This window comes from Chryseobacterium piperi (assembly GCF_002285635.2).
Taxonomy (GTDB): Bacteria; Bacteroidota; Bacteroidia; order Flavobacteriales; family Weeksellaceae; genus Chryseobacterium; species Chryseobacterium piperi.
In genome coordinates this window covers 13,136-30,673 of the sequence record NZ_CP023049.2, presented here as the reverse complement: position 1 = coordinate 30,673, position 17,538 = coordinate 13,136, and the positions used below count along the sequence as shown (strand labels likewise).

Below are 17,538 nucleotides of genomic sequence, written 5' to 3'. Positions count from 1 at the left end.
GATGTATATTGAGTTAAAGGATTCCACTCTTGCTTTATTGCCACTACTGTTCTATTTGCAAATTCACTAGTTCCAACTCTTACACCCCAGAAATCACTCTTCCCAATAGACATTTGCCCAAATCTTTGAGCAGGAATATCAAAAGGAGCTTTCATATTAATACTTCCAAATAAGAACCCATCTGAAGTAGTTGCAACTTTTGCTACTGCTCCTAATGCCTTAGAAAATCCAATTTCTGCAGCTGCTCCTTGCAATCCATATAGACCCGCAACAGCTAACTGCCCCGATGGATTTCCCATTGCTGCTTCCGTTGAATTGGATGCAGGAGTTTCTCTTATATACGAACCATTATCAGGAGTACCAAAAGCAGCGACACTCATTGCTGATGCGGAATCACCTGCTTGAATTAAAGGATCTAAATTATTCATTATCCCCATTCCTCCCAATAAAGAGTTATTGGTATATGAACCATCAGAATTTAAGGCAGTTGTAGACCCATTCTCCGTTGTATATGTCCCAGATTTACCTAAATAAGTTTCATTTTCTCCTGCTGTTGCTTGGCTTGTTGCATTTTCATTCCAATAAACACTATTTGTTTGTCTATTGTGTACCCAATCCGTTCCTTGCCTTCCATCAGGGTCAATAAATCTCAAAGGATTATTAAAAGCATAGTTATAAGGACTATGTCTTGTCATTTTCTCCGCCAGCGGATCCACCACGCCCCATCTTCCCAAGTCAGGCATATAGAATCTTGCTCCATAATCATACATTCCGTAGTCTACTGCATTTTTTAGGATTTGCCTGCTTCATTTTTCTTCACGCGACTGTTTATTTTTTGATCACTCTTCTGTCGCTTCTTCCAAAGATAAAAATTTATTCAGTTGAAAAAATAAATTCCATTGTTTTTCCGTATAGATTTTTCTTTCAATTGAAAAAATAAGACTCCCAGCTTCTGGGCAGGAATAGTCTTGTCCGTACAAAAGCACATCTTGCATCAGATGGTAATTTTAAGAAGATTTTTAGACTAAGATTTCTATTGTTGGGCGGTGTTGTAAATGTGGACTTGTGGGTAAAATCGGTGCGGGCTTTAGCGTTGGATTTATCCACAAATCCACATTCTTTTCCCGACTGCGGGTTGTTTTCCGACTTCGTTTTCCAGTGGTTTTGTCGGCTAAAATTCCAATCAAAGACCACAGAGCGTTGGCTGCGGAATACTTTGTATGAAGCATAGGAAAGCATTTTACATAATCCCAAATTATAGGCACTGAGGGATTTTGCACGGAATGAAGCTTGCGGAATGGAGGGCAACGTCTGACGCTGGCCGTGCGTATAATTTTGATTATGTAATTTGCTGTGGCGTATTAAATTTAATCTTTTAATTACAGTATTACAAAATTACAAACAGGGTAAATAATCCATTTTGTAATTCTGTAACTCTGTAATCTATTCATTTTAAGAGACGTATTTTTCAAGTTCCTGTTTCAGGTTTTCGAGTTCGGTTTGATTAAAATATTCCAGGCTTCTTAAATATCTAAATCCTGCTTTGTATTGAACTTCTCTTAAATTATATTGCTTGAGCCATAAATTGATCCTGCTGTTTCTGATCTGCTGTAAACTCTGAATATTAATTTGTTTCCGAATCTGTTTTGTAATGCTGCTAAATCTTGTGTTTTCGCTTGTAATAAAAAGCTTTTCGGTTTCTTTTACGGTTTTTGATATCTGTAATAATTCCGTTCTTGTTTCTGTAATGTATTTATAAAGTTCTAAAATCTGCGGAGCTTCTAATGGTAAAATTCTTTCTTTTACACGGTTTTCTGTAGCTTCCGGAACTCTGATCATTCCTTTTTCCAGATCAATATCTCTTACTTTTAATTCTCTTAAACTCCCTGTATTTAAGCCTTGATAAATTATGAGTCCTAATATAATCTGATTCCTTTTTCCAAATAAATCAAACTGTCCTCTTTTATATTTTCTTTCTTTAAAATTCTTCTCTATATCCCGTAATTCCTCTTCACTTAAAAACCCTGTAATTAAAGCTTTCTTTGGTGTTTTTATTCTAAAATTCTTTAGCGGATGATCTTTTCTTTTTCCTGTAAACTGTAAATATTCAAAGTATTGTTCTATACTTCTGATCTGAGTGTTGATCGTATTTAATTGATATTTTTTCTGTTGTAATTCTATAATTTTTAATAATTCCTGAGTCGTTATTCTGTCAAAATTCTGTTTCCTGGAACATAACTTTTTCCATAATACAATCTGTTTTTCTTTTTCTATAAGCGTCTTTTCTGTGGAGTGATATTGATCCCTCAGATAATGGATAAACTCTTTCATCTTGTCTATATATGGGTGTATATCTGTGTGCTTTCCAAACTTCTATGCCCTAAAATCTGCTGACCTTTATAAGTTCCATTCCGTTTTTTAATAAATGAGTAGCAATACTGTGTCGTAATAAATGTGGATAGATTCTCTTTTTATTTTACTTTTTTTGGCGAGCTTTTCTATAATAAATTCTATTCCTGAAGGGGTTAAATTTCCTTTTTGCCCTTGTAAAAAACAATCTCCTTTATGCTCTCTTATTTTTAGATATTCTTCAAAAATTTCTGTTGCTTTGCTGTGTATGGGAACTTCTCTCTGATATCCTGTTTTCGATTTTCTTACCAGAACTTTTCCGTCTTTTAAATCTACATCTTCGAATAGTAATTCGGCGGCTTCTCCGATTCTTAATCCTAAATAATATAAGCTTGCTAAAACAGCTTTATCTCTTGTATTTATCGTACTTTCAAATAGGATCTGTACTTCCTCCGGACTAAGGACTTCTATTGTTGCAAGATCAGTTTTAAAACTTCTGCAGATGATAAGATTCGTTTCTTTCTGCAGGATTTCTTTCTGATAATTTTTATAGATTTTAAGTGCAAAAAGATGATTGTTTATGGTACTTACATTAAGGTTTTTATGAGGTTGAGTTTTGTGTTTTCTCTGCTTTAAATAATTAATATATTCTGTTGGAAGATTTCCTCTTTCTATATAATTTCTATACTCCTGAACCATTGATAAAATCTTGATAACATTCCTTTTCTGATAATTCCTGAGTTCTAAATATCTCTTGAAGTTTTCCATCTATAACCGATTTACTTGTGTAATATTTGTGTTTTTCCGAACGCTAATCGATTTCTCTTTATTCATCGGTATTTATAAGTATTCTAGTGTTCGTTTGGTTTCCGTTTAGCGTTCGATAGCGTTCAATTTTAATTGTTCCAATTGCTTTGTAAAGATTCTTTCAATTCTTTTCTAACTCTCTGTATATTATCGTTATATGAGATTTTATATTTAAATCCTTTATTCGCAAAACCGATTTGCTTTAAATATTCTAGTCTTACCAATTCGTTCAGATAAAACTGTAATTGTGTCTTTTTAAATCCTGTAATTTCCATTGCATCAAACCTTGAGAACTGATCTTCTTTAAAGGCTTTTTTCAACTTTTCAAAGAACTGCCTTAAACTTCCGTCTAGCTCGTCAATCTTTAAATAATACTCTCAAATAGTATTTCTACAGCGTTCTCGATATCTTCAATCTCAGTAATTAAATAATCGTTTTTTATTTCTCTCTGATATTGATACAAAGTGTAATTTGCTTGATAATACTTTGAAACATTTCATTTAATCGTCTCTTATTCTTTACATTACTAGGCAATTGTATTTGTGTCGCATATGGATTGATAACCTCATAATGTTTTAAATTCCTGATGATTTTTGTATAAAGCCAACAGCCTTCTCTTCTCCGTTTTTATTAATTTCTCCGGCATTTCTGCGGTTCTGATAACTGATGATTTTCTCTGTCTGTTCCTCGCTTTCGTTGACTGCTACAATAAAGCTGCGGTTCATATTATCCTCATACAATTCTCCTTTTGTTGTTGCCGATAAACTGCTAAACTGACCTTTTACGATCTTATGACTCGATTTATTATTTCCCTTTTTATCCTTAATAGTAACCGAACTTCTTAAAACCTGGTTGCTGATAAATTCTCTCAACGCATACAATGCATCTTCCTTTAAACCGTCTAAATCTTCAATGATAATGATCTTTTGGAACAGATCGAACTCGCCCCAATTATACAAACTTGATTCTGTAATTCTTGTAAATCTCAACACATCTTCCTGTGGCATCATGTCTGCAATTCTGCTGATAATGTGCGTTTTTCCGCTTCCTGAACTTCCCTGTACAATTCCGTGTAACGGACTTCTGTTTAAATAACTGATCGTGATTAAAATAAAAGGAGTCTGCTGTTTTCTTCGCCGATAATTCCGGCTTTTTCTATGAGCTGATTTAAGGATGTTAATAATTCTTTTTGCTGTAAAAATCTACTGCTGTTTTCGGTTCTGCTTTTGGTTCTCTCGCTGATGGCGCAGATTCCGCAGATTTCTCTACAGTAACTTTTATTTTTTCAGTTGAAAGAAAATATCTTTTCTTTTTTCTAACAGTTCTTTAAAATACTTTCATCGTGTAACTGTAATGTCTCATTTATATCATTGTTCGGAAGTTCTACCGTTGATACTTTGTAACTCTTAATTCTTCTGCATATTTCTTAACGGCTTTCTTTCCTGCATCGTCATTATCAAAACAAAAATAATTTCCTCTAATTCTTTGAGTTCTTTGATGGCTGTTAAAATTTCTTCATTCAATCCGTTTGTTCCAAAGCAACTTATTACACTGTAATTGTCCCGTATTTCTTTTATCTGAAGCAAGCTCGCACAATCGATAATTGCTTCTGTTAATATCAGTTTTTTAGTTTCTGCTTTTGGATATCCCGGATAAATTCCGGAACGATTCTTCAGATAAAAATGTTTTCCGTTTTTGTTCTCTACGATTGCTCTAAAATAAAGCTTACGATTTCATTTTCTTTATTCTTCAAAGGAAAAGCAATACACTTATTCGCAAAATACTGTAGCCTTTTTCTCCTGTTCTGTTGTTGACAAGTCCTTTATCCTGTAATAATCCAACTTCCAAAGCATTGCTGATTAATTCTTCGCTTTTCCTTTCTCCGTGATGGAACTGACCGCTGTTGTAACCAATCTCTAAAATGGAGTTGTCAAGATTCCTTTTCTCAATATATTGTTTTGCAGGAACGCTACAATACAAAGCTTTCCTAAAATAACTAAATGTGTTTTCTAAAAAGTCCGTGTCGGACAAATGATTATTTTTTCTTTTGTAGGATTTTTTATAATTGACATTTCAGAACTGATTAAACTTTGTGCTTTCTTTATCGCTTCATGTTTCGTTAGCTTTTCGTAATCTTCTATAAACTGGATAACATCGCCGGTTTTTCCACAACTGTGGCATTTGTAAAAGTTCTTTTCCAGATTCACCTGAAGACTTGCCGTTTTATCATCGTGCATAAACATTTAAGCATATTATTTTGGGGTTGCAAGTTGTAATACTGTAGAACCTCTGATAAACTTAAACGTTCTTTGATAGCGGAGATTTCCATAAATAAAAATATTTTGAAAAGTTTTATATACCTTATTGAGTACAAAGGTATATTATAAAATCTATTTTGCAAAAATTATTAGATTTTTATTTACCTTATAAAGTATTTATATTTGCTTATTATTAATAAATACAGTGGTTTAATACCTTAAAGATATAAATAATGGATTCGTTCGGTAAAAATTAAGAGAATGCAGAGAAGCTAAAACCTTTCCCAAAGGATTTAGCAGGGATTTTAAATACTTCTTACTCTGTAATCGGAAAGTATGAACGTGATGAGATGATTCCTTCTATTGGGGTGGCTAAAAATATTGCTAAGATTTTAGGAACTACAGTTGGTTATCTTTTGGGAGAGACAGAAGAAGTAAATATTTTTAAAGATCCTGCAATGCTCAACCGTTTCAACGACATCGAAAAACTTGATCCTGAAAATAAAAACATTTGCTTTCTGTAGTAGATGGGTTTATTCAGGCTCTTAAAATTAAAATATTGCTGCACTTTAGTTCAGTTTCCTTATACAAACAGAACACTATAAAAATACAAACCCACTACAATTGCAGTGGGTTTTTGTTTGTAATTTTATTTTCTAATTGGAGGAAGAGATTTTTCTGGTAAATAATTATCTATCTCATTTTGTTTTTGAATATCATTCTTAATTTGATCAAAATTAATTTCAAATTCTGATATTCTTGCGGAATCATCTTGTTTATATACTTTTTCCTTAAGTAAATCTATAATATCATTGAAGCTAGAGCTCATAAAAGGAGGAATAAAACAAAGTTTTTCATTATTATTTTTACTTTAAAATTAATATAATTTCTATTTCCTGCATAATACGTACTTTTATCTAGCTTTTTGCGTACTACAAAATCTTGTAATTTTCCAAAAGATAATTGATTTACTTTTTCAACTTCTTCATTCGTAAGTTGATAGGAATAAAAACAGTATCCTTGTGTCTTTTTAAATAGACATTCAATTTTCCGTTTTTATCCAATGTTGAATATGATAAAATTGAAACGTTTTTGGCTTCAATATCATAAGCAATAAGCTTAAAATCATTAAGTTTAATTTCTTGTGCATTCAACATTAAACTTAATATTAAAGTCAAAAAAAACAATAAGTTTTTCATTTTTGAAATATTAATGAGTAATTTTTTTTAAAGAGATTTCTCTAATCTCACTTTGTTCTAAGTTATCATAAAAATAAATACTATCATTCTCGATTTTTATTAAATCTATTATTTGATACATATCTGATATTACAGTAAATTCTAATGTAGAAGTATTTATTTTGACCAAATAAAATCCAGAGTTAAACCATTTTTTTCTAAAACAAGGAATATAAATAAATCCATTCTCATATAATAACGGACCTCCAAATATTTCTCTTTTTATCAGATTTCCATCAATAGACAATTTTCCAACTTCCGGACAACCTTGACAAATTTCGTATAGATCGTGATATAAAACTTCTTTTTTATTTGGAAGATTTATTTTTAGTCTAAAACTTATTGGGGTTTCAAGTTTCATAATTTTTAACGAGGAATAATTTTAGTTGCTTGATTTACTACACTTTTAGATTCTGTCAAAAACTGGATAGAGCCTCCTGTATAAAATCCTCCACCTTGAGGTCCAACTATTCCTATTTTAATTGGAGTTCCTTTAGGAACTATACCAGATGTATATTGAGTTAAAGGATTCCACTCTTGCTTTATTGCCACTACTGTTCTATTTGCAAATTCACTAGTTCCAACTCTTACACCCCAGAAATCACTCTTCCCAATAGACATTTGCCCAAATCTTTGAGCAGGAATATCAAAAGGAGCTTTCATATTAATACTTCCAAATAAGAACCCATCTGAAGTAGTTGCAACTTTTGCTACTGCTCCTAATGCCTTAGAAAATCCAATTTCTGCAGCTGCTCCTTGCAATCCATATAGACCCGCAACAGCTAACTGCCCCGATGGATTTCCCATTGCTGCTTCCGTTGAATTGGATGCAGGAGTTTCTCTTATATACGAACCATTATCAGGAGTACCAAAAGCAGCGACACTCATTGCTGATGCGGAATCACCTGCTTGAATTAAAGGATCTAAATTATTCATTATCCCCATTCCTCCCAATAAAGAGTTATTGGTATATGAACCATCAGAATTTAAGGCAGTTGTAGACCCATTCTCCGTTGTATATGTCCCAGATTTACCTAAATAAGTTTCATTTTCTCCTGCTGTTGCTTGGCTTGTTGCATTTTCATTCCAATAAACACTATTTGTTTGTCTATTGTGTACCCAATCCGTTCCTTGCCTTCCATCAGGGTCAATAAATCTCAAAGGATTATTAAAAGCATAGTTATAAGGACTATGTCTTGTCATTTTCTCCGCCAGCGGATCCACCACGCCCCATCTTCCCAAGTCAGGCATATAGAATCTTGCTCCATAATCATACATTCCGTAGTCTACTGCATTTTTTAGGATTTGCCTGCTTCATTTTTCTTCACGCGACTGTTTATTTTTTGATCACTCTTCTGTCGCTTCTTCCAAAGATAAAAATTTATTCAGTTGAAAAAATAAATTCCATTGTTTTTCCGTATAGATTTTTCTTTCAATTGAAAAAAATAAGACTCCCAGCTTCTGGGCAGGAATAGTCTTGTCCGTACAAAAGCACATCTTGCATCAGATGGTAATTTTAAGAAGATTTTTAGACTAAGATTTCTATTGTTGGGCGGTGTTGTAAATGTGGACTTGTGGGTAAAATCGGTGCGGGCTTTAGCGTTGGATTTATCCACAAATCCACATTCTTTTCCCGACTGCGGGTTGTTTTCCGACTTCGTTTTCCAGTGGTTTTGTCGGCTAAAATTCCAATCAAAGACCACAGAGCGTTGGCTGCGGAATACTTTGTATGAAGCATAGGAAAGCATTTTACATAATCCCAAATTATAGGCACTGAGGGATTTTGCACGGAATGAAGCTTGCGGAATGGAGGGCAACGTCTGACGCTGGCCGTGCGTATAATTTTGATTATGTAATTTGCTGTGGCGTATTAAATTTAATCTTTTAATTACAGTATTACAAAATTACAAACAGGGTAAATAATCCATTTTGTAATTCTGTAACTCTGTAATCTATTCATTTTAAGAGACGTATTTTTCAAGTTCCTGTTTCAGGTTTTCGAGTTCGGTTTGATTAAAATATTCCAGGCTTCTTAAATATCTAAATCCTGCTTTGTATTGAACTTCTCTTAAATTATATTGCTTGAGCCATAAATTGATCCTGCTGTTTCTGATCTGCTGTAAACTCTGAATATTAATTTGTTTCCGAATCTGTTTTGTAATGCTGCTAAATCTTGTGTTTTCGCTTGTAATAAAAAGCTTTTCGGTTTCTTTTACGGTTTTTGATATCTGTAATAATTCCGTTCTTGTTTCTGTAATGTATTTATAAAGTTCTAAAATCTGCGGAGCTTCTAATGGTAAAATTCTTTCTTTTACACGGTTTTCTGTAGCTTCCGGAACTCTGATCATTCCTTTTTCCAGATCAATATCTCTTACTTTTAATTCTCTTAAACTCCCTGTATTTAAGCCTTGATAAATTATGAGTCCTAATATAATCTGATTCCTTTTTCCAAATAAATCAAACTGTCCTCTTTTATATTTTCTTTCTTTAAAATTCTTCTCTATATCCCGTAATTCCTCTTCACTTAAAAACCCTGTAATTAAAGCTTTCTTTGGTGTTTTTATTCTAAAATTCTTTAGCGGATGATCTTTTCTTTTTCCTGTAAACTGTAAATATTCAAAGTATTGTTCTATACTTCTGATCTGAGTGTTGATCGTATTTAATTGATATTTTTTCTGTTGTAATTCTATAATTTTTAATAATTCCTGAGTCGTTATTCTGTCAAAATTCTGTTTCCTGGAACATAACTTTTTCCATAATACAATCTGTTTTTCTTTTTCTATAAGCGTCTTTTCTGTGGAGTGATATTGATCCCTCAGATAATGGATAAACTCTTTCATCTTGTCTATATATGGGTGTATATCTGTGTGCTTTCCAAACTTCTATGCCCTAAAAATCTGCTGACCTTTATAAGTTCCATTCCGTTTTTTAATAAATGAGTAGCAATACTGTGTCGTAATAAATGTGGATAGATTCTCTTTTTTATTTTACTTTTTTTGGCGAGCTTTTCTATAATAAATTCTATTCCTGAAGGGGTTAAATTTCCTTTTTGCCCTTGTAAAAAACAATCTCCTTTATGCTCTCTTATTTTTAGATATTCTTCAAAAATTTCTGTTGCTTTGCTGTGTATGGGAACTTCTCTCTGATATCCTGTTTTCGATTTTCTTACCAGAACTTTTCCGTCTTTTAAATCTACATCTTCGAATAGTAATTCGGCGGCTTCTCCGATTCTTAATCCTAAATAATATAAGCTTGCTAAAACAGCTTTATCTCTTGTATTTATCGTACTTTCAAATAGGATCTGTACTTCCTCCGGACTAAGGACTTCTATTGTTGCAAGATCAGTTTTAAAACTTCTGCAGATGATAAGATTCGTTTCTTTCTGCAGGATTTCTTTCTGATAATTTTTATAGATTTTAAGTGCAAAAAGATGATTGTTTATGGTACTTACATTAAGGTTTTTATGAGGTTGAGTTTTGTGTTTTCTCTGCTTTAAATAATTAATATATTCTGTTGGAAGATTTCCTCTTTCTATATAATTTCTATACTCCTGAACCATTGATAAAATCTTGATAACATTCCTTTTCTGATAATTCCTGAGTTCTAAATATCTCTTGAAGTTTTCCATCTATAACCGATTTACTTGTGTAATATTTGTGTTTTTCCGAACGCTAATCGATTTCTCTTTATTCATCGGTATTTATAAGTATTCTAGTGTTCGTTTGGTTTCCGTTTAGCGTTCGATAGCGTTCAATTTTAATTGTTCCAATTGCTTTGTAAAAGATTCTTTCAATTCTTTTCTAACTCTCTGTATATTATCGTTATATGAGATTTTATATTTAAATCCTTTATTCGCAAAACCGATTTGCTTTAAATATTCTAGTCTTACCAATTCGTTCAGATAAAACTGTAATTGTGTCTTTTTAAATCCTGTAATTTCCATTGCATCAAACCTTGAGAACTGATCTTCTTTAAAGGCTTTTTTCAACTTTTCAAAGAACTGCCTTAAACTTCCGTCTAGCTCGTCAATCTTTAAAATAATACTCTCAAATAGTATTTCTACAGCGTTCTCGATATCTTCAATCTCAGTAATTAAATAATCGTTTTTTATTTCTCTCTGATATTGATACAAAAGTGTAATTTGCTTGATAATACTTTGAAACATTTCATTTAATCGTCTCTTATTCTTTACATTACTAGGCAATTGTATTTGTGTCGCATATGGATTGATAACCTCATAATGTTTTAAATTCCTGATGATTTTTTGTATAAAGCCAACAGCCTTCTCTTCTCCGTTTTTATTAATTTCTCCGGCATTTCTGCGGTTCTGATAACTGATGATTTTCTCTGTCTGTTCCTCGCTTTCGTTGACTGCTACAATAAAGCTGCGGTTCATATTATCCTCATACAATTCTCCTTTTGTTGTTGCCGATAAACTGCTAAACTGACCTTTTACGATCTTATGACTCGATTTATTATTTCCCTTTTTATCCTTAATAGTAACCGAACTTCTTAAAACCTGGTTGCTGATAAATTCTCTCAACGCATACAATGCATCTTCCTTTAAACCGTCTAAATCTTCAATGATAATGATCTTTTGGAACAGATCGAACTCGCCCCAATTATACAAACTTGATTCTGTAATTCTTGTAAATCTCAACACATCTTCCTGTGGCATCATGTCTGCAATTCTGCTGATAATGTGCGTTTTTCCGCTTCCTGAACTTCCCTGTACAATTCCGTGTAACGGACTTCTGTTTAAATAACTGATCGTGATTAAAAATAAAAGGAGTCTGCTGTTTTCTTCGCCGATAATTCCGGCTTTTTCTATGAGCTGATTTAAGGATGTTAATAATTCTTTTTGCTGTAAAAAATCTACTGCTGTTTTCGGTTCTGCTTTTGGTTCTCTCGCTGATGGCGCAGATTCCGCAGATTTCTCTACAGTAACTTTTATTTTTTCAGTTGAAAGAAAAATATCTTTTCTTTTTTCTAACAGTTCTTTAAAAATACTTTCATCGTGTAACTGTAATGTCTCATTTATATCATTGTTCGGAAGTTCTACCGTTGATACTTTGTAACTCTTAAATTCTTCTGCATATTTCTTAACGGCTTTCTTTCCTGCATCGTCATTATCAAAACAAAAAATAATTTCCTCTAATTCTTTGAGTTCTTTGATGGCTGTTAAAATTTCTTCATTCAATCCGTTTGTTCCAAAGCAACTTATTACACTGTAATTGTCCCGTATTTCTTTTATCTGAAGCAAGCTCGCACAATCGATAATTGCTTCTGTTAATATCAGTTTTTTAGTTTCTGCTTTTGGATATCCCGGATAAATTCCGGAACGATTCTTCAGATAAAAATGTTTTCCGTTTTTGTTCTCTACGATTGCTCTAAAATAAAAGCTTACGATTTCATTTTCTTTATTCTTCAAAGGAAAAGCAATACACTTATTCGCAAAAATACTGTAGCCTTTTTCTCCTGTTCTGTTGTTGACAAGTCCTTTATCCTGTAATAATCCAACTTCCAAAGCATTGCTGATTAATTCTTCGCTTTTCCTTTCTCCGTGATGGAACTGACCGCTGTTGTAACCAATCTCTAAAATGGAGTTGTCAAGATTCCTTTTCTCAATATATTGTTTTGCAGGAACGCTACAATACAAAGCTTTCCTAAAATAACTAAATGTGTTTTCTAAAAAGTCCGTGTCGGACAAATGATTATTTTTTTCTTTTGTAGGATTTTTTATAATTGACATTTCAGAACTGATTAAACTTTGTGCTTTCTTTATCGCTTCATGTTTCGTTAGCTTTTCGTAATCTTCTATAAACTGGATAACATCGCCGGTTTTTCCACAACTGTGGCATTTGTAAAAGTTCTTTTCCAGATTCACCTGAAGACTTGCCGTTTTATCATCGTGCATAAAACATTTAAGCATATTATTTTGGGGTTGCAAGTTGTAATACTGTAGAACCTCTGATAAACTTAAACGTTCTTTGATAGCGGAGATTTCCATAAATAAAAAATATTTTGAAAAAGTTTTATATACCTTATTGAGTACAAAGGTATATTATAAAATCTATTTTGCAAAAATTATTAGATTTTTATTTACCTTATAAAGTATTTATATTTGCTTATTATTAATAAAATACAGTGGTTTAATACCTTAAAAGATATAAATAATGGATTCGTTCGGTAAAAAATTAAGAGAATGCAGAGAAGCTAAAAACCTTTCCCAAAAGGATTTAGCAGGGATTTTAAATACTTCTTACTCTGTAATCGGAAAGTATGAACGTGATGAGATGATTCCTTCTATTGGGGTGGCTAAAAATATTGCTAAGATTTTAGGAACTACAGTTGGTTATCTTTTGGGAGAGACAGAAGAAGTAAATATTTTTAAAGATCCTGCAATGCTCAACCGTTTCAACGACATCGAAAAACTTGATCCTGAAAATAAAAAACATTTGCTTTCTGTAGTAGATGGGTTTATTCAGGCTCTTAAAATTAAAAATATTGCTGCACTTTAGTTCAGTTTCCTTATACAAACAGAACACTATAAAAATACAAAACCCACTACAATTGCAGTGGGTTTTTGTTTGTAATTTTATTTTCTAATTGGAGGAAGAGATTTTTCTGGTAAATAATTATCTATCTCATTTTGTTTTTGAATATCATTCTTAATTTGATCAAAATTAATTTCAAATTCTGATATTCTTGCGGAATCATCTTGTTTATATACTTTTTCCTTAAGTAAATCTATAATATCATTGAAGCTAGAGCTCATAAAAGGAGGAATAAAACAAAGTTTTTCATTATTATTTTTTACTTTAAAATTAATATAATTTCTATTTCCTGCATAATACGTACTTTTATCTAGCTTTTTGCGTACTACAAAATCTTGTAATTTTCCAAAAGATAATTGATTTACTTTTTCAACTTCTTCATTCGTAAGTTGATAGGAATAAAAAACAGTATCCTTGTGTCTTTTTAAATAGACATTCAATTTTCCGTTTTTATCCAATGTTGAATATGATAAAATTGAAACGTTTTTGGCTTCAATATCATAAGCAATAAGCTTAAAATCATTAAGTTTAATTTCTTGTGCATTCAACATTAAACTTAATATTAAAGTCAAAAAAAACAATAAGTTTTTCATTTTTGAAATATTAATGAGTAATTTTTTTTAAAGAGATTTCTCTAATCTCACTTTGTTCTAAGTTATCATAAAAATAAATACTATCATTCTCGATTTTTATTAAATCTATTATTTGATACATATCTGATATTACAGTAAATTCTAATGTAGAAGTATTTATTTTGACCAAATAAAATCCAGAGTTAAACCATTTTTTTCTAAAACAAGGAATATAAATAAATCCATTCTCATATAATAACGGACCTCCAAATATTTCTCTTTTTATCAGATTTCCATCAATAGACAATTTTCCAACTTCCGGACAACCTTGACAAATTTCGTATAGATCGTGATATAAAACTTCTTTTTTATTTGGAAGATTTATTTTTAGTCTAAAACTTATTGGGGTTTCAAGTTTCATAATTTTTAACGAGGAATAATTTTAGTTGCTTGATTTACTACACTTTTAGATTCTGTCAAAAACTGGATAGAGCCTCCTGTATAAAATCCTCCACCTTGAGGTCCAACTATTCCTATTTTAATTGGAGTTCCTTTAGGAACTATACCAGATGTATATTGAGTTAAAGGATTCCACTCTTGCTTTATTGCCACTACTGTTCTATTTGCAAATTCACTAGTTCCAACTCTTACACCCCAGAAATCACTCTTCCCAATAGACATTTGCCCAAATCTTTGAGCAGGAATATCAAAAGGAGCTTTCATATTAATACTTCCAAATAAGAACCCATCTGAAGTAGTTGCAACTTTTGCTACTGCTCCTAATGCCTTAGAAAATCCAATTTCTGCAGCTGCTCCTTGCAATCCATATAGACCCGCAACAGCTAACTGCCCCGATGGATTTCCCATTGCTGCTTCCGTTGAATTGGATGCAGGAGTTTCTCTTATATACGAACCATTATCAGGAGTACCAAAAGCAGCGACACTCATTGCTGATGCGGAATCACCTGCTTGAATTAAAGGATCTAAATTATTCATTATCCCCATTCCTCCCAATAAAGAGTTATTGGTATATGAACCATCAGAATTTAAGGCAGTTGTAGACCCATTCTCCGTTGTATATGTCCCAGATTTACCTAAATAAGTTTCATTTTCTCCTGCTGTTGCTTGGCTTGTTGCATTTTCATTCCAATAAACACTATTTGTTTGTCTATTGTGTACCCAATCCGTTCCTTGCCTTCCATCAGGGTCAATAAATCTCAAAGGATTATTAAAAGCATAGTTATAAGGACTATGTCTTGTCATTTTCTCCGCCAGCGGATCCACCACGCCCCATCTTCCCAAGTCAGGCATATAGAATCTTGCTCCATAATCATACATTCCGTAGTCTACTGCATTTTTTAGGATTTGCCTGCTTCATTTTTCTTCACGCGACTGTTTATTTTTTGATCACTCTTCTGTCGCTTCTTCCAAAGATAAAAATTTATTCAGTTGAAAAAATAAATTCCATTGTTTTTCCGTATAGATTTTTCTTTCAATTGAAAAAAATAAGACTCCCAGCTTCTGGGCAGGAATAGTCTTGTCCGTACAAAAGCACATCTTGCATCAGATGGTAATTTTAAGAAGATTTTTAGACTAAGATTTCTATTGTTGGGCGGTGTTGTAAATGTGGACTTGTGGGTAAAATCGGTGCGGGCTTTAGCGTTGGATTTATCCACAAATCCACATTCTTTTCCCGACTGCGGGTTGTTTTCCGACTTCGTTTTCCAGTGGTTTTGTCGGCTAAAATTCCAATCAAAGACCACAGAGCGTTGGCTGCGGAATACTTTGTATGAAGCATAGGAAAGCATTTTACATAATCCCAAATTATAGGCACTGAGGGATTTTGCACGGAATGAAGCTTGCGGAATGGAGGGCAACGTCTGACGCTGGCCGTGCGTATAATTTTGATTATGTAATTTGCTGTGGCGTATTAAATTTAATCTTTTAATTACAGTATTACAAAATTACAAACAGGGTAAATAATCCATTTTGTAATTCTGTAACTCTGTAATCTATTCATTTTAAGAGACGTATTTTTCAAGTTCCTGTTTCAGGTTTTCGAGTTCGGTTTGATTAAAATATTCCAGGCTTCTTAAATATCTAAATCCTGCTTTGTATTGAACTTCTCTTAAATTATATTGCTTGAGCCATAAATTGATCCTGCTGTTTCTGATCTGCTGTAAACTCTGAATATTAATTTGTTTCCGAATCTGTTTTGTAATGCTGCTAAATCTTGTGTTTTCGCTTGTAATAAAAAGCTTTTCGGTTTCTTTTACGGTTTTTGATATCTGTAATAATTCCGTTCTTGTTTCTGTAATGTATTTATAAAGTTCTAAAATCTGCGGAGCTTCTAATGGTAAAATTCTTTCTTTTACACGGTTTTCTGTAGCTTCCGGAACTCTGATCATTCCTTTTTCCAGATCAATATCTCTTACTTTTAATTCTCTTAAACTCCCTGTATTTAAGCCTTGATAAATTATGAGTCCTAATATAATCTGATTCCTTTTTCCAAATAAATCAAACTGTCCTCTTTTATATTTTCTTTCTTTAAAATTCTTCTCTATATCCCGTAATTCCTCTTCACTTAAAAACCCTGTAATTAAAGCTTTCTTTGGTGTTTTTATTCTAAAATTCTTTAGCGGATGATCTTTTCTTTTTCCTGTAAACTGTAAATATTCAAAGTATTGTTCTATACTTCTGATCTGAGTGTTGATCGTATTTAATTGATATTTTTTCTGTTGTAATTCTATAATTTTTAATAATTCCTGAGTCGTTATTCTGTCAAAATTCTGTTTCCTGGAACATAACTTTTTCCATAATACAATCTGTTTTTCTTTTTCTATAAGCGTCTTTTCTGTGGAGTGATATTGATCCCTCAGATAATGGATAAACTCTTTCATCTTGTCTATATATGGGTGTATATCTGTGTGCTTTCCAAACTTCTATGCCCTAAAAATCTGCTGACCTTTATAAGTTCCATTCCGTTTTTTAATAAATGAGTAGCAATACTGTGTCGTAATAAATGTGGATAGATTCTCTTTTTTATTTTACTTTTTTTGGCGAGCTTTTCTATAATAAATTCTATTCCTGAAGGGGTTAAATTTCCTTTTTGCCCTTGTAAAAAACAATCTCCTTTATGCTCTCTTATTTTTAGATATTCTTCAAAAATTTCTGTTGCTTTGCTGTGTATGGGAACTTCTCTCTGATATCCTGTTTTCGATTTTCTTACCAGAACTTTTCCGTCTTTTAAATCTACATCTTCGAATAGTAATTCGGCGGCTTCTCCGATTCTTAATCCTAAATAATATAAGCTTGCTAAAACAGCTTTATCTCTTGTATTTATCGTACTTTCAAATAGGATCTGTACTTCCTCCGGACTAAGGACTTCTATTGTTGCAAGATCAGTTTTAAAACTTCTGCAGATGATAAGATTCGTTTCTTTCTGCAGGATTTCTTTCTGATAATTTTTATAGATTTTAAGTGCAAAAAGATGATTGTTTATGGTACTTACATTAAGGTTTTTATGAGGTTGAGTTTTGTGTTTTCTCTGCTTTAAATAATTAATATATTCTGTTGGAAGATTTCCTCTTTCTATATAATTTCTATACTCCTGAACCATTGATAAAATCTTGATAACATTCCTTTTCTGATAATTCCTGAGTTCTAAATATCTCTTGAAGTTTTCCATCTATAACCGATTTACTTGTGTAATATTTGTGTTTTTCCGAACGCTAATCGATTTCTCTTTATTCATCGG

At 32.3% G+C, this 17,538-nt stretch carries 22 protein-coding genes and 3 pseudogenes; 2 read left to right on the top strand and 23 right to left on the bottom strand.

What is annotated here, in order from left to right:
- Window positions 1–626 precede the first annotated feature (626 nt).
- From CJF12_RS20455 to CJF12_RS00115, 9 genes and pseudogenes are all read right to left on the bottom strand, one after another.
- A pseudogene (locus CJF12_RS20455) lies at window positions 627–776 on the bottom strand (RHS repeat-associated core domain-containing protein); the annotation flags it as partial.
- A 148-nt stretch (window positions 777–924) separates the two neighbouring features.
- Window positions 925–1,308 carry a hypothetical protein gene (locus CJF12_RS19780; protein WP_157759825.1) on the bottom strand — a complete coding sequence of 128 codons (384 nt, stop codon included), beginning with the start codon at window positions 1,306–1,308 and terminating at the stop codon, window positions 925–927.
- A 144-nt stretch (window positions 1,309–1,452) separates the two neighbouring features.
- Window positions 1,453–2,331, bottom strand: a complete 879-nt coding sequence (locus CJF12_RS00140) for a tyrosine-type recombinase/integrase (protein WP_034682510.1) — start codon at window positions 2,329–2,331, stop codon at window positions 1,453–1,455.
- Between the two features lie 87 nt (window positions 2,332–2,418).
- A complete protein-coding gene (locus CJF12_RS00135) occupies window positions 2,419–3,117 on the bottom strand; it encodes a tyrosine-type recombinase/integrase (protein WP_095591019.1) in 699 nt (232 codons plus the stop codon).
- A 128-nt stretch (window positions 3,118–3,245) separates the two neighbouring features.
- Window positions 3,246–3,476, bottom strand: coding sequence for a hypothetical protein (locus CJF12_RS20095; RefSeq protein ID WP_228423519.1), 231 nt, complete (start codon window positions 3,474–3,476; stop codon window positions 3,246–3,248).
- 255 nt (window positions 3,477–3,731) lie between these two features.
- Window positions 3,732–4,166: a hypothetical protein gene (locus tag CJF12_RS00125; protein WP_157759824.1), complete on the bottom strand. Its 435-nt coding sequence runs from the start codon at window positions 4,164–4,166 to the stop codon at window positions 3,732–3,734.
- Window positions 4,167–4,539: 373 nt separating this feature from the next.
- Window positions 4,540–4,638 carry a toprim domain-containing protein gene (locus CJF12_RS20450; RefSeq protein WP_394337002.1) on the bottom strand — a complete coding sequence of 33 codons (99 nt, stop codon included), beginning with the start codon at window positions 4,636–4,638 and terminating at the stop codon, window positions 4,540–4,542.
- A gap of 267 nt (window positions 4,639–4,905) precedes the next feature.
- Complete coding sequence (locus tag CJF12_RS20090; protein ID WP_228423517.1) at window positions 4,906–5,187, bottom strand: hypothetical protein; 282 nt, start codon at window positions 5,185–5,187, stop codon at window positions 4,906–4,908.
- The gene (locus CJF12_RS00115; RefSeq protein ID WP_157759823.1) at window positions 5,166–5,393 is read right to left on the bottom strand and encodes a CHC2 zinc finger domain-containing protein; all 228 of its coding nucleotides are present in this window, start codon (window positions 5,391–5,393) and stop codon (window positions 5,166–5,168) included. The genes CJF12_RS20090 and CJF12_RS00115 overlap by 22 nt, the downstream gene beginning before the upstream one ends.
- A gap of 323 nt (window positions 5,394–5,716) precedes the next feature.
- On the opposite strand from CJF12_RS00115, the gene CJF12_RS20085 reads away from it, so the two are divergent.
- A complete protein-coding gene (locus CJF12_RS20085) occupies window positions 5,717–5,938 on the top strand; it encodes a helix-turn-helix domain-containing protein (RefSeq protein ID WP_228423549.1) in 222 nt (73 codons plus the stop codon).
- A 125-nt stretch (window positions 5,939–6,063) separates the two neighbouring features.
- On the opposite strand, the gene CJF12_RS20005 is transcribed toward CJF12_RS20085, so the two are convergent.
- The 8 genes and pseudogenes from CJF12_RS20005 to CJF12_RS00075 all read right to left on the bottom strand — a co-directional run bounded on the left by CJF12_RS20005 (window position 6,064) and on the right by CJF12_RS00075 (window position 12,662).
- Complete coding sequence (locus CJF12_RS20005; RefSeq protein ID WP_095591016.1) at window positions 6,064–6,243, bottom strand: hypothetical protein; 180 nt, start codon at window positions 6,241–6,243, stop codon at window positions 6,064–6,066.
- A 139-nt stretch (window positions 6,244–6,382) separates the two neighbouring features.
- Window positions 6,383–6,571 (bottom strand): hypothetical protein, encoded by a 189-nt coding sequence (locus CJF12_RS00100; RefSeq protein ID WP_095591015.1) that lies wholly within the window; start codon window positions 6,569–6,571, stop codon window positions 6,383–6,385.
- A gap of 52 nt (window positions 6,572–6,623) precedes the next feature.
- Window positions 6,624–7,013, bottom strand: a complete 390-nt coding sequence (locus CJF12_RS00095) for a hypothetical protein (RefSeq protein WP_034682514.1) — start codon at window positions 7,011–7,013, stop codon at window positions 6,624–6,626.
- Between the two features lie 773 nt (window positions 7,014–7,786).
- Window positions 7,787–7,936, bottom strand: a pseudogene (locus CJF12_RS20445) (RHS repeat-associated core domain-containing protein); the annotation flags it as partial.
- A 101-nt stretch (window positions 7,937–8,037) separates the two neighbouring features.
- On the bottom strand, window positions 8,038–8,469 hold the full coding sequence (locus CJF12_RS19775) for a hypothetical protein (RefSeq protein WP_157759822.1): 432 nt from the start codon (window positions 8,467–8,469) through the stop codon (window positions 8,038–8,040).
- A gap of 144 nt (window positions 8,470–8,613) precedes the next feature.
- Complete coding sequence (locus CJF12_RS00085; protein ID WP_034682510.1) at window positions 8,614–9,492, bottom strand: tyrosine-type recombinase/integrase; 879 nt, start codon at window positions 9,490–9,492, stop codon at window positions 8,614–8,616.
- 5 nt (window positions 9,493–9,497) lie between these two features.
- Window positions 9,498–10,280: a tyrosine-type recombinase/integrase gene (locus CJF12_RS00080; protein WP_034682511.1), complete on the bottom strand. Its 783-nt coding sequence runs from the start codon at window positions 10,278–10,280 to the stop codon at window positions 9,498–9,500.
- A gap of 105 nt (window positions 10,281–10,385) precedes the next feature.
- On the bottom strand, window positions 10,386–12,662 hold the full coding sequence (locus CJF12_RS00075) for a CHC2 zinc finger domain-containing protein (RefSeq protein WP_095591013.1): 2,277 nt from the start codon (window positions 12,660–12,662) through the stop codon (window positions 10,386–10,388).
- Window positions 12,663–12,828: 166 nt separating this feature from the next.
- Here CJF12_RS00075 and CJF12_RS00070 point away from each other — a divergent pair, with 166 nt between their 5' ends.
- Window positions 12,829–13,173 (top strand): helix-turn-helix domain-containing protein, encoded by a 345-nt coding sequence (locus CJF12_RS00070; protein ID WP_034682512.1) that lies wholly within the window; start codon window positions 12,829–12,831, stop codon window positions 13,171–13,173.
- A gap of 77 nt (window positions 13,174–13,250) precedes the next feature.
- Here the strand turns inward: CJF12_RS00070 and CJF12_RS00065 are convergent, their stop codons facing one another.
- The 6 genes and pseudogenes from CJF12_RS00065 to CJF12_RS00045 all read right to left on the bottom strand — a co-directional run bounded on the left by CJF12_RS00065 (window position 13,251) and on the right by CJF12_RS00045 (window position 17,469).
- Window positions 13,251–13,802: a hypothetical protein gene (locus CJF12_RS00065; RefSeq protein WP_131329505.1), complete on the bottom strand. Its 552-nt coding sequence runs from the start codon at window positions 13,800–13,802 to the stop codon at window positions 13,251–13,253.
- Window positions 13,803–13,812: 10 nt separating this feature from the next.
- The gene (locus CJF12_RS00060; RefSeq protein WP_034682514.1) at window positions 13,813–14,202 is read right to left on the bottom strand and encodes a hypothetical protein; all 390 of its coding nucleotides are present in this window, start codon (window positions 14,200–14,202) and stop codon (window positions 13,813–13,815) included.
- A gap of 773 nt (window positions 14,203–14,975) precedes the next feature.
- A pseudogene (locus tag CJF12_RS20440) lies at window positions 14,976–15,125 on the bottom strand (RHS repeat-associated core domain-containing protein); the annotation flags it as partial.
- Between the two features lie 101 nt (window positions 15,126–15,226).
- On the bottom strand, window positions 15,227–15,658 hold the full coding sequence (locus CJF12_RS19770) for a hypothetical protein (protein ID WP_157759822.1): 432 nt from the start codon (window positions 15,656–15,658) through the stop codon (window positions 15,227–15,229).
- A 144-nt stretch (window positions 15,659–15,802) separates the two neighbouring features.
- Window positions 15,803–16,681 carry a tyrosine-type recombinase/integrase gene (locus CJF12_RS00050; protein WP_034682510.1) on the bottom strand — a complete coding sequence of 293 codons (879 nt, stop codon included), beginning with the start codon at window positions 16,679–16,681 and terminating at the stop codon, window positions 15,803–15,805.
- 5 nt (window positions 16,682–16,686) lie between these two features.
- Complete coding sequence (locus CJF12_RS00045; RefSeq protein WP_034682511.1) at window positions 16,687–17,469, bottom strand: tyrosine-type recombinase/integrase; 783 nt, start codon at window positions 17,467–17,469, stop codon at window positions 16,687–16,689.
- Between the last annotated feature and the right edge of the window lie 69 nt (window positions 17,470–17,538).

Coding starts and splice junctions, on each gene's coding strand:
- CJF12_RS00060 (WP_034682514.1), bottom strand. CDS start 14,202: ATGAAACTTGAAACCCCAATAAGTTTTAGACTAAAAATAAATCTTCCA.
- CJF12_RS00085 (WP_034682510.1), bottom strand. CDS start 9,492: ATGAAAGAGTTTATCCATTATCTGAGGGATCAATATCACTCCACAGAA.
- CJF12_RS00135 (WP_095591019.1), bottom strand. CDS start 3,117: ATGGAAAACTTCAAGAGATATTTAGAACTCAGGAATTATCAGAAAAGG.
- CJF12_RS00080 (WP_034682511.1), bottom strand. CDS start 10,280: ATGGAAAACTTCAAGAGATATTTAGAACTCAGGAATTATCAGAAAAGG.
- CJF12_RS00045 (WP_034682511.1), bottom strand. CDS start 17,469: ATGGAAAACTTCAAGAGATATTTAGAACTCAGGAATTATCAGAAAAGG.
- CJF12_RS00070 (WP_034682512.1), top strand. CDS start 12,829: ATGGATTCGTTCGGTAAAAAATTAAGAGAATGCAGAGAAGCTAAAAAC.
- CJF12_RS00100 (WP_095591015.1), bottom strand. CDS start 6,571: ATGTTGAATGCACAAGAAATTAAACTTAATGATTTTAAGCTTATTGCT.
- CJF12_RS00115 (WP_157759823.1), bottom strand. CDS start 5,393: ATGCACGATGATAAAACGGCAAGTCTTCAGGTGAATCTGGAAAAGAAC.
- CJF12_RS00095 (WP_034682514.1), bottom strand. CDS start 7,013: ATGAAACTTGAAACCCCAATAAGTTTTAGACTAAAAATAAATCTTCCA.
- CJF12_RS00050 (WP_034682510.1), bottom strand. CDS start 16,681: ATGAAAGAGTTTATCCATTATCTGAGGGATCAATATCACTCCACAGAA.
- CJF12_RS00140 (WP_034682510.1), bottom strand. CDS start 2,331: ATGAAAGAGTTTATCCATTATCTGAGGGATCAATATCACTCCACAGAA.
- CJF12_RS00125 (WP_157759824.1), bottom strand. CDS start 4,166: ATGATGCCACAGGAAGATGTGTTGAGATTTACAAGAATTACAGAATCA.
- CJF12_RS00075 (WP_095591013.1), bottom strand. CDS start 12,662: ATGGAAATCTCCGCTATCAAAGAACGTTTAAGTTTATCAGAGGTTCTA.
- CJF12_RS00065 (WP_131329505.1), bottom strand. CDS start 13,802: ATGAAAAACTTATTGTTTTTTTTGACTTTAATATTAAGTTTAATGTTG.
- CJF12_RS20005 (WP_095591016.1), bottom strand. CDS start 6,243: ATGAGCTCTAGCTTCAATGATATTATAGATTTACTTAAGGAAAAAGTA.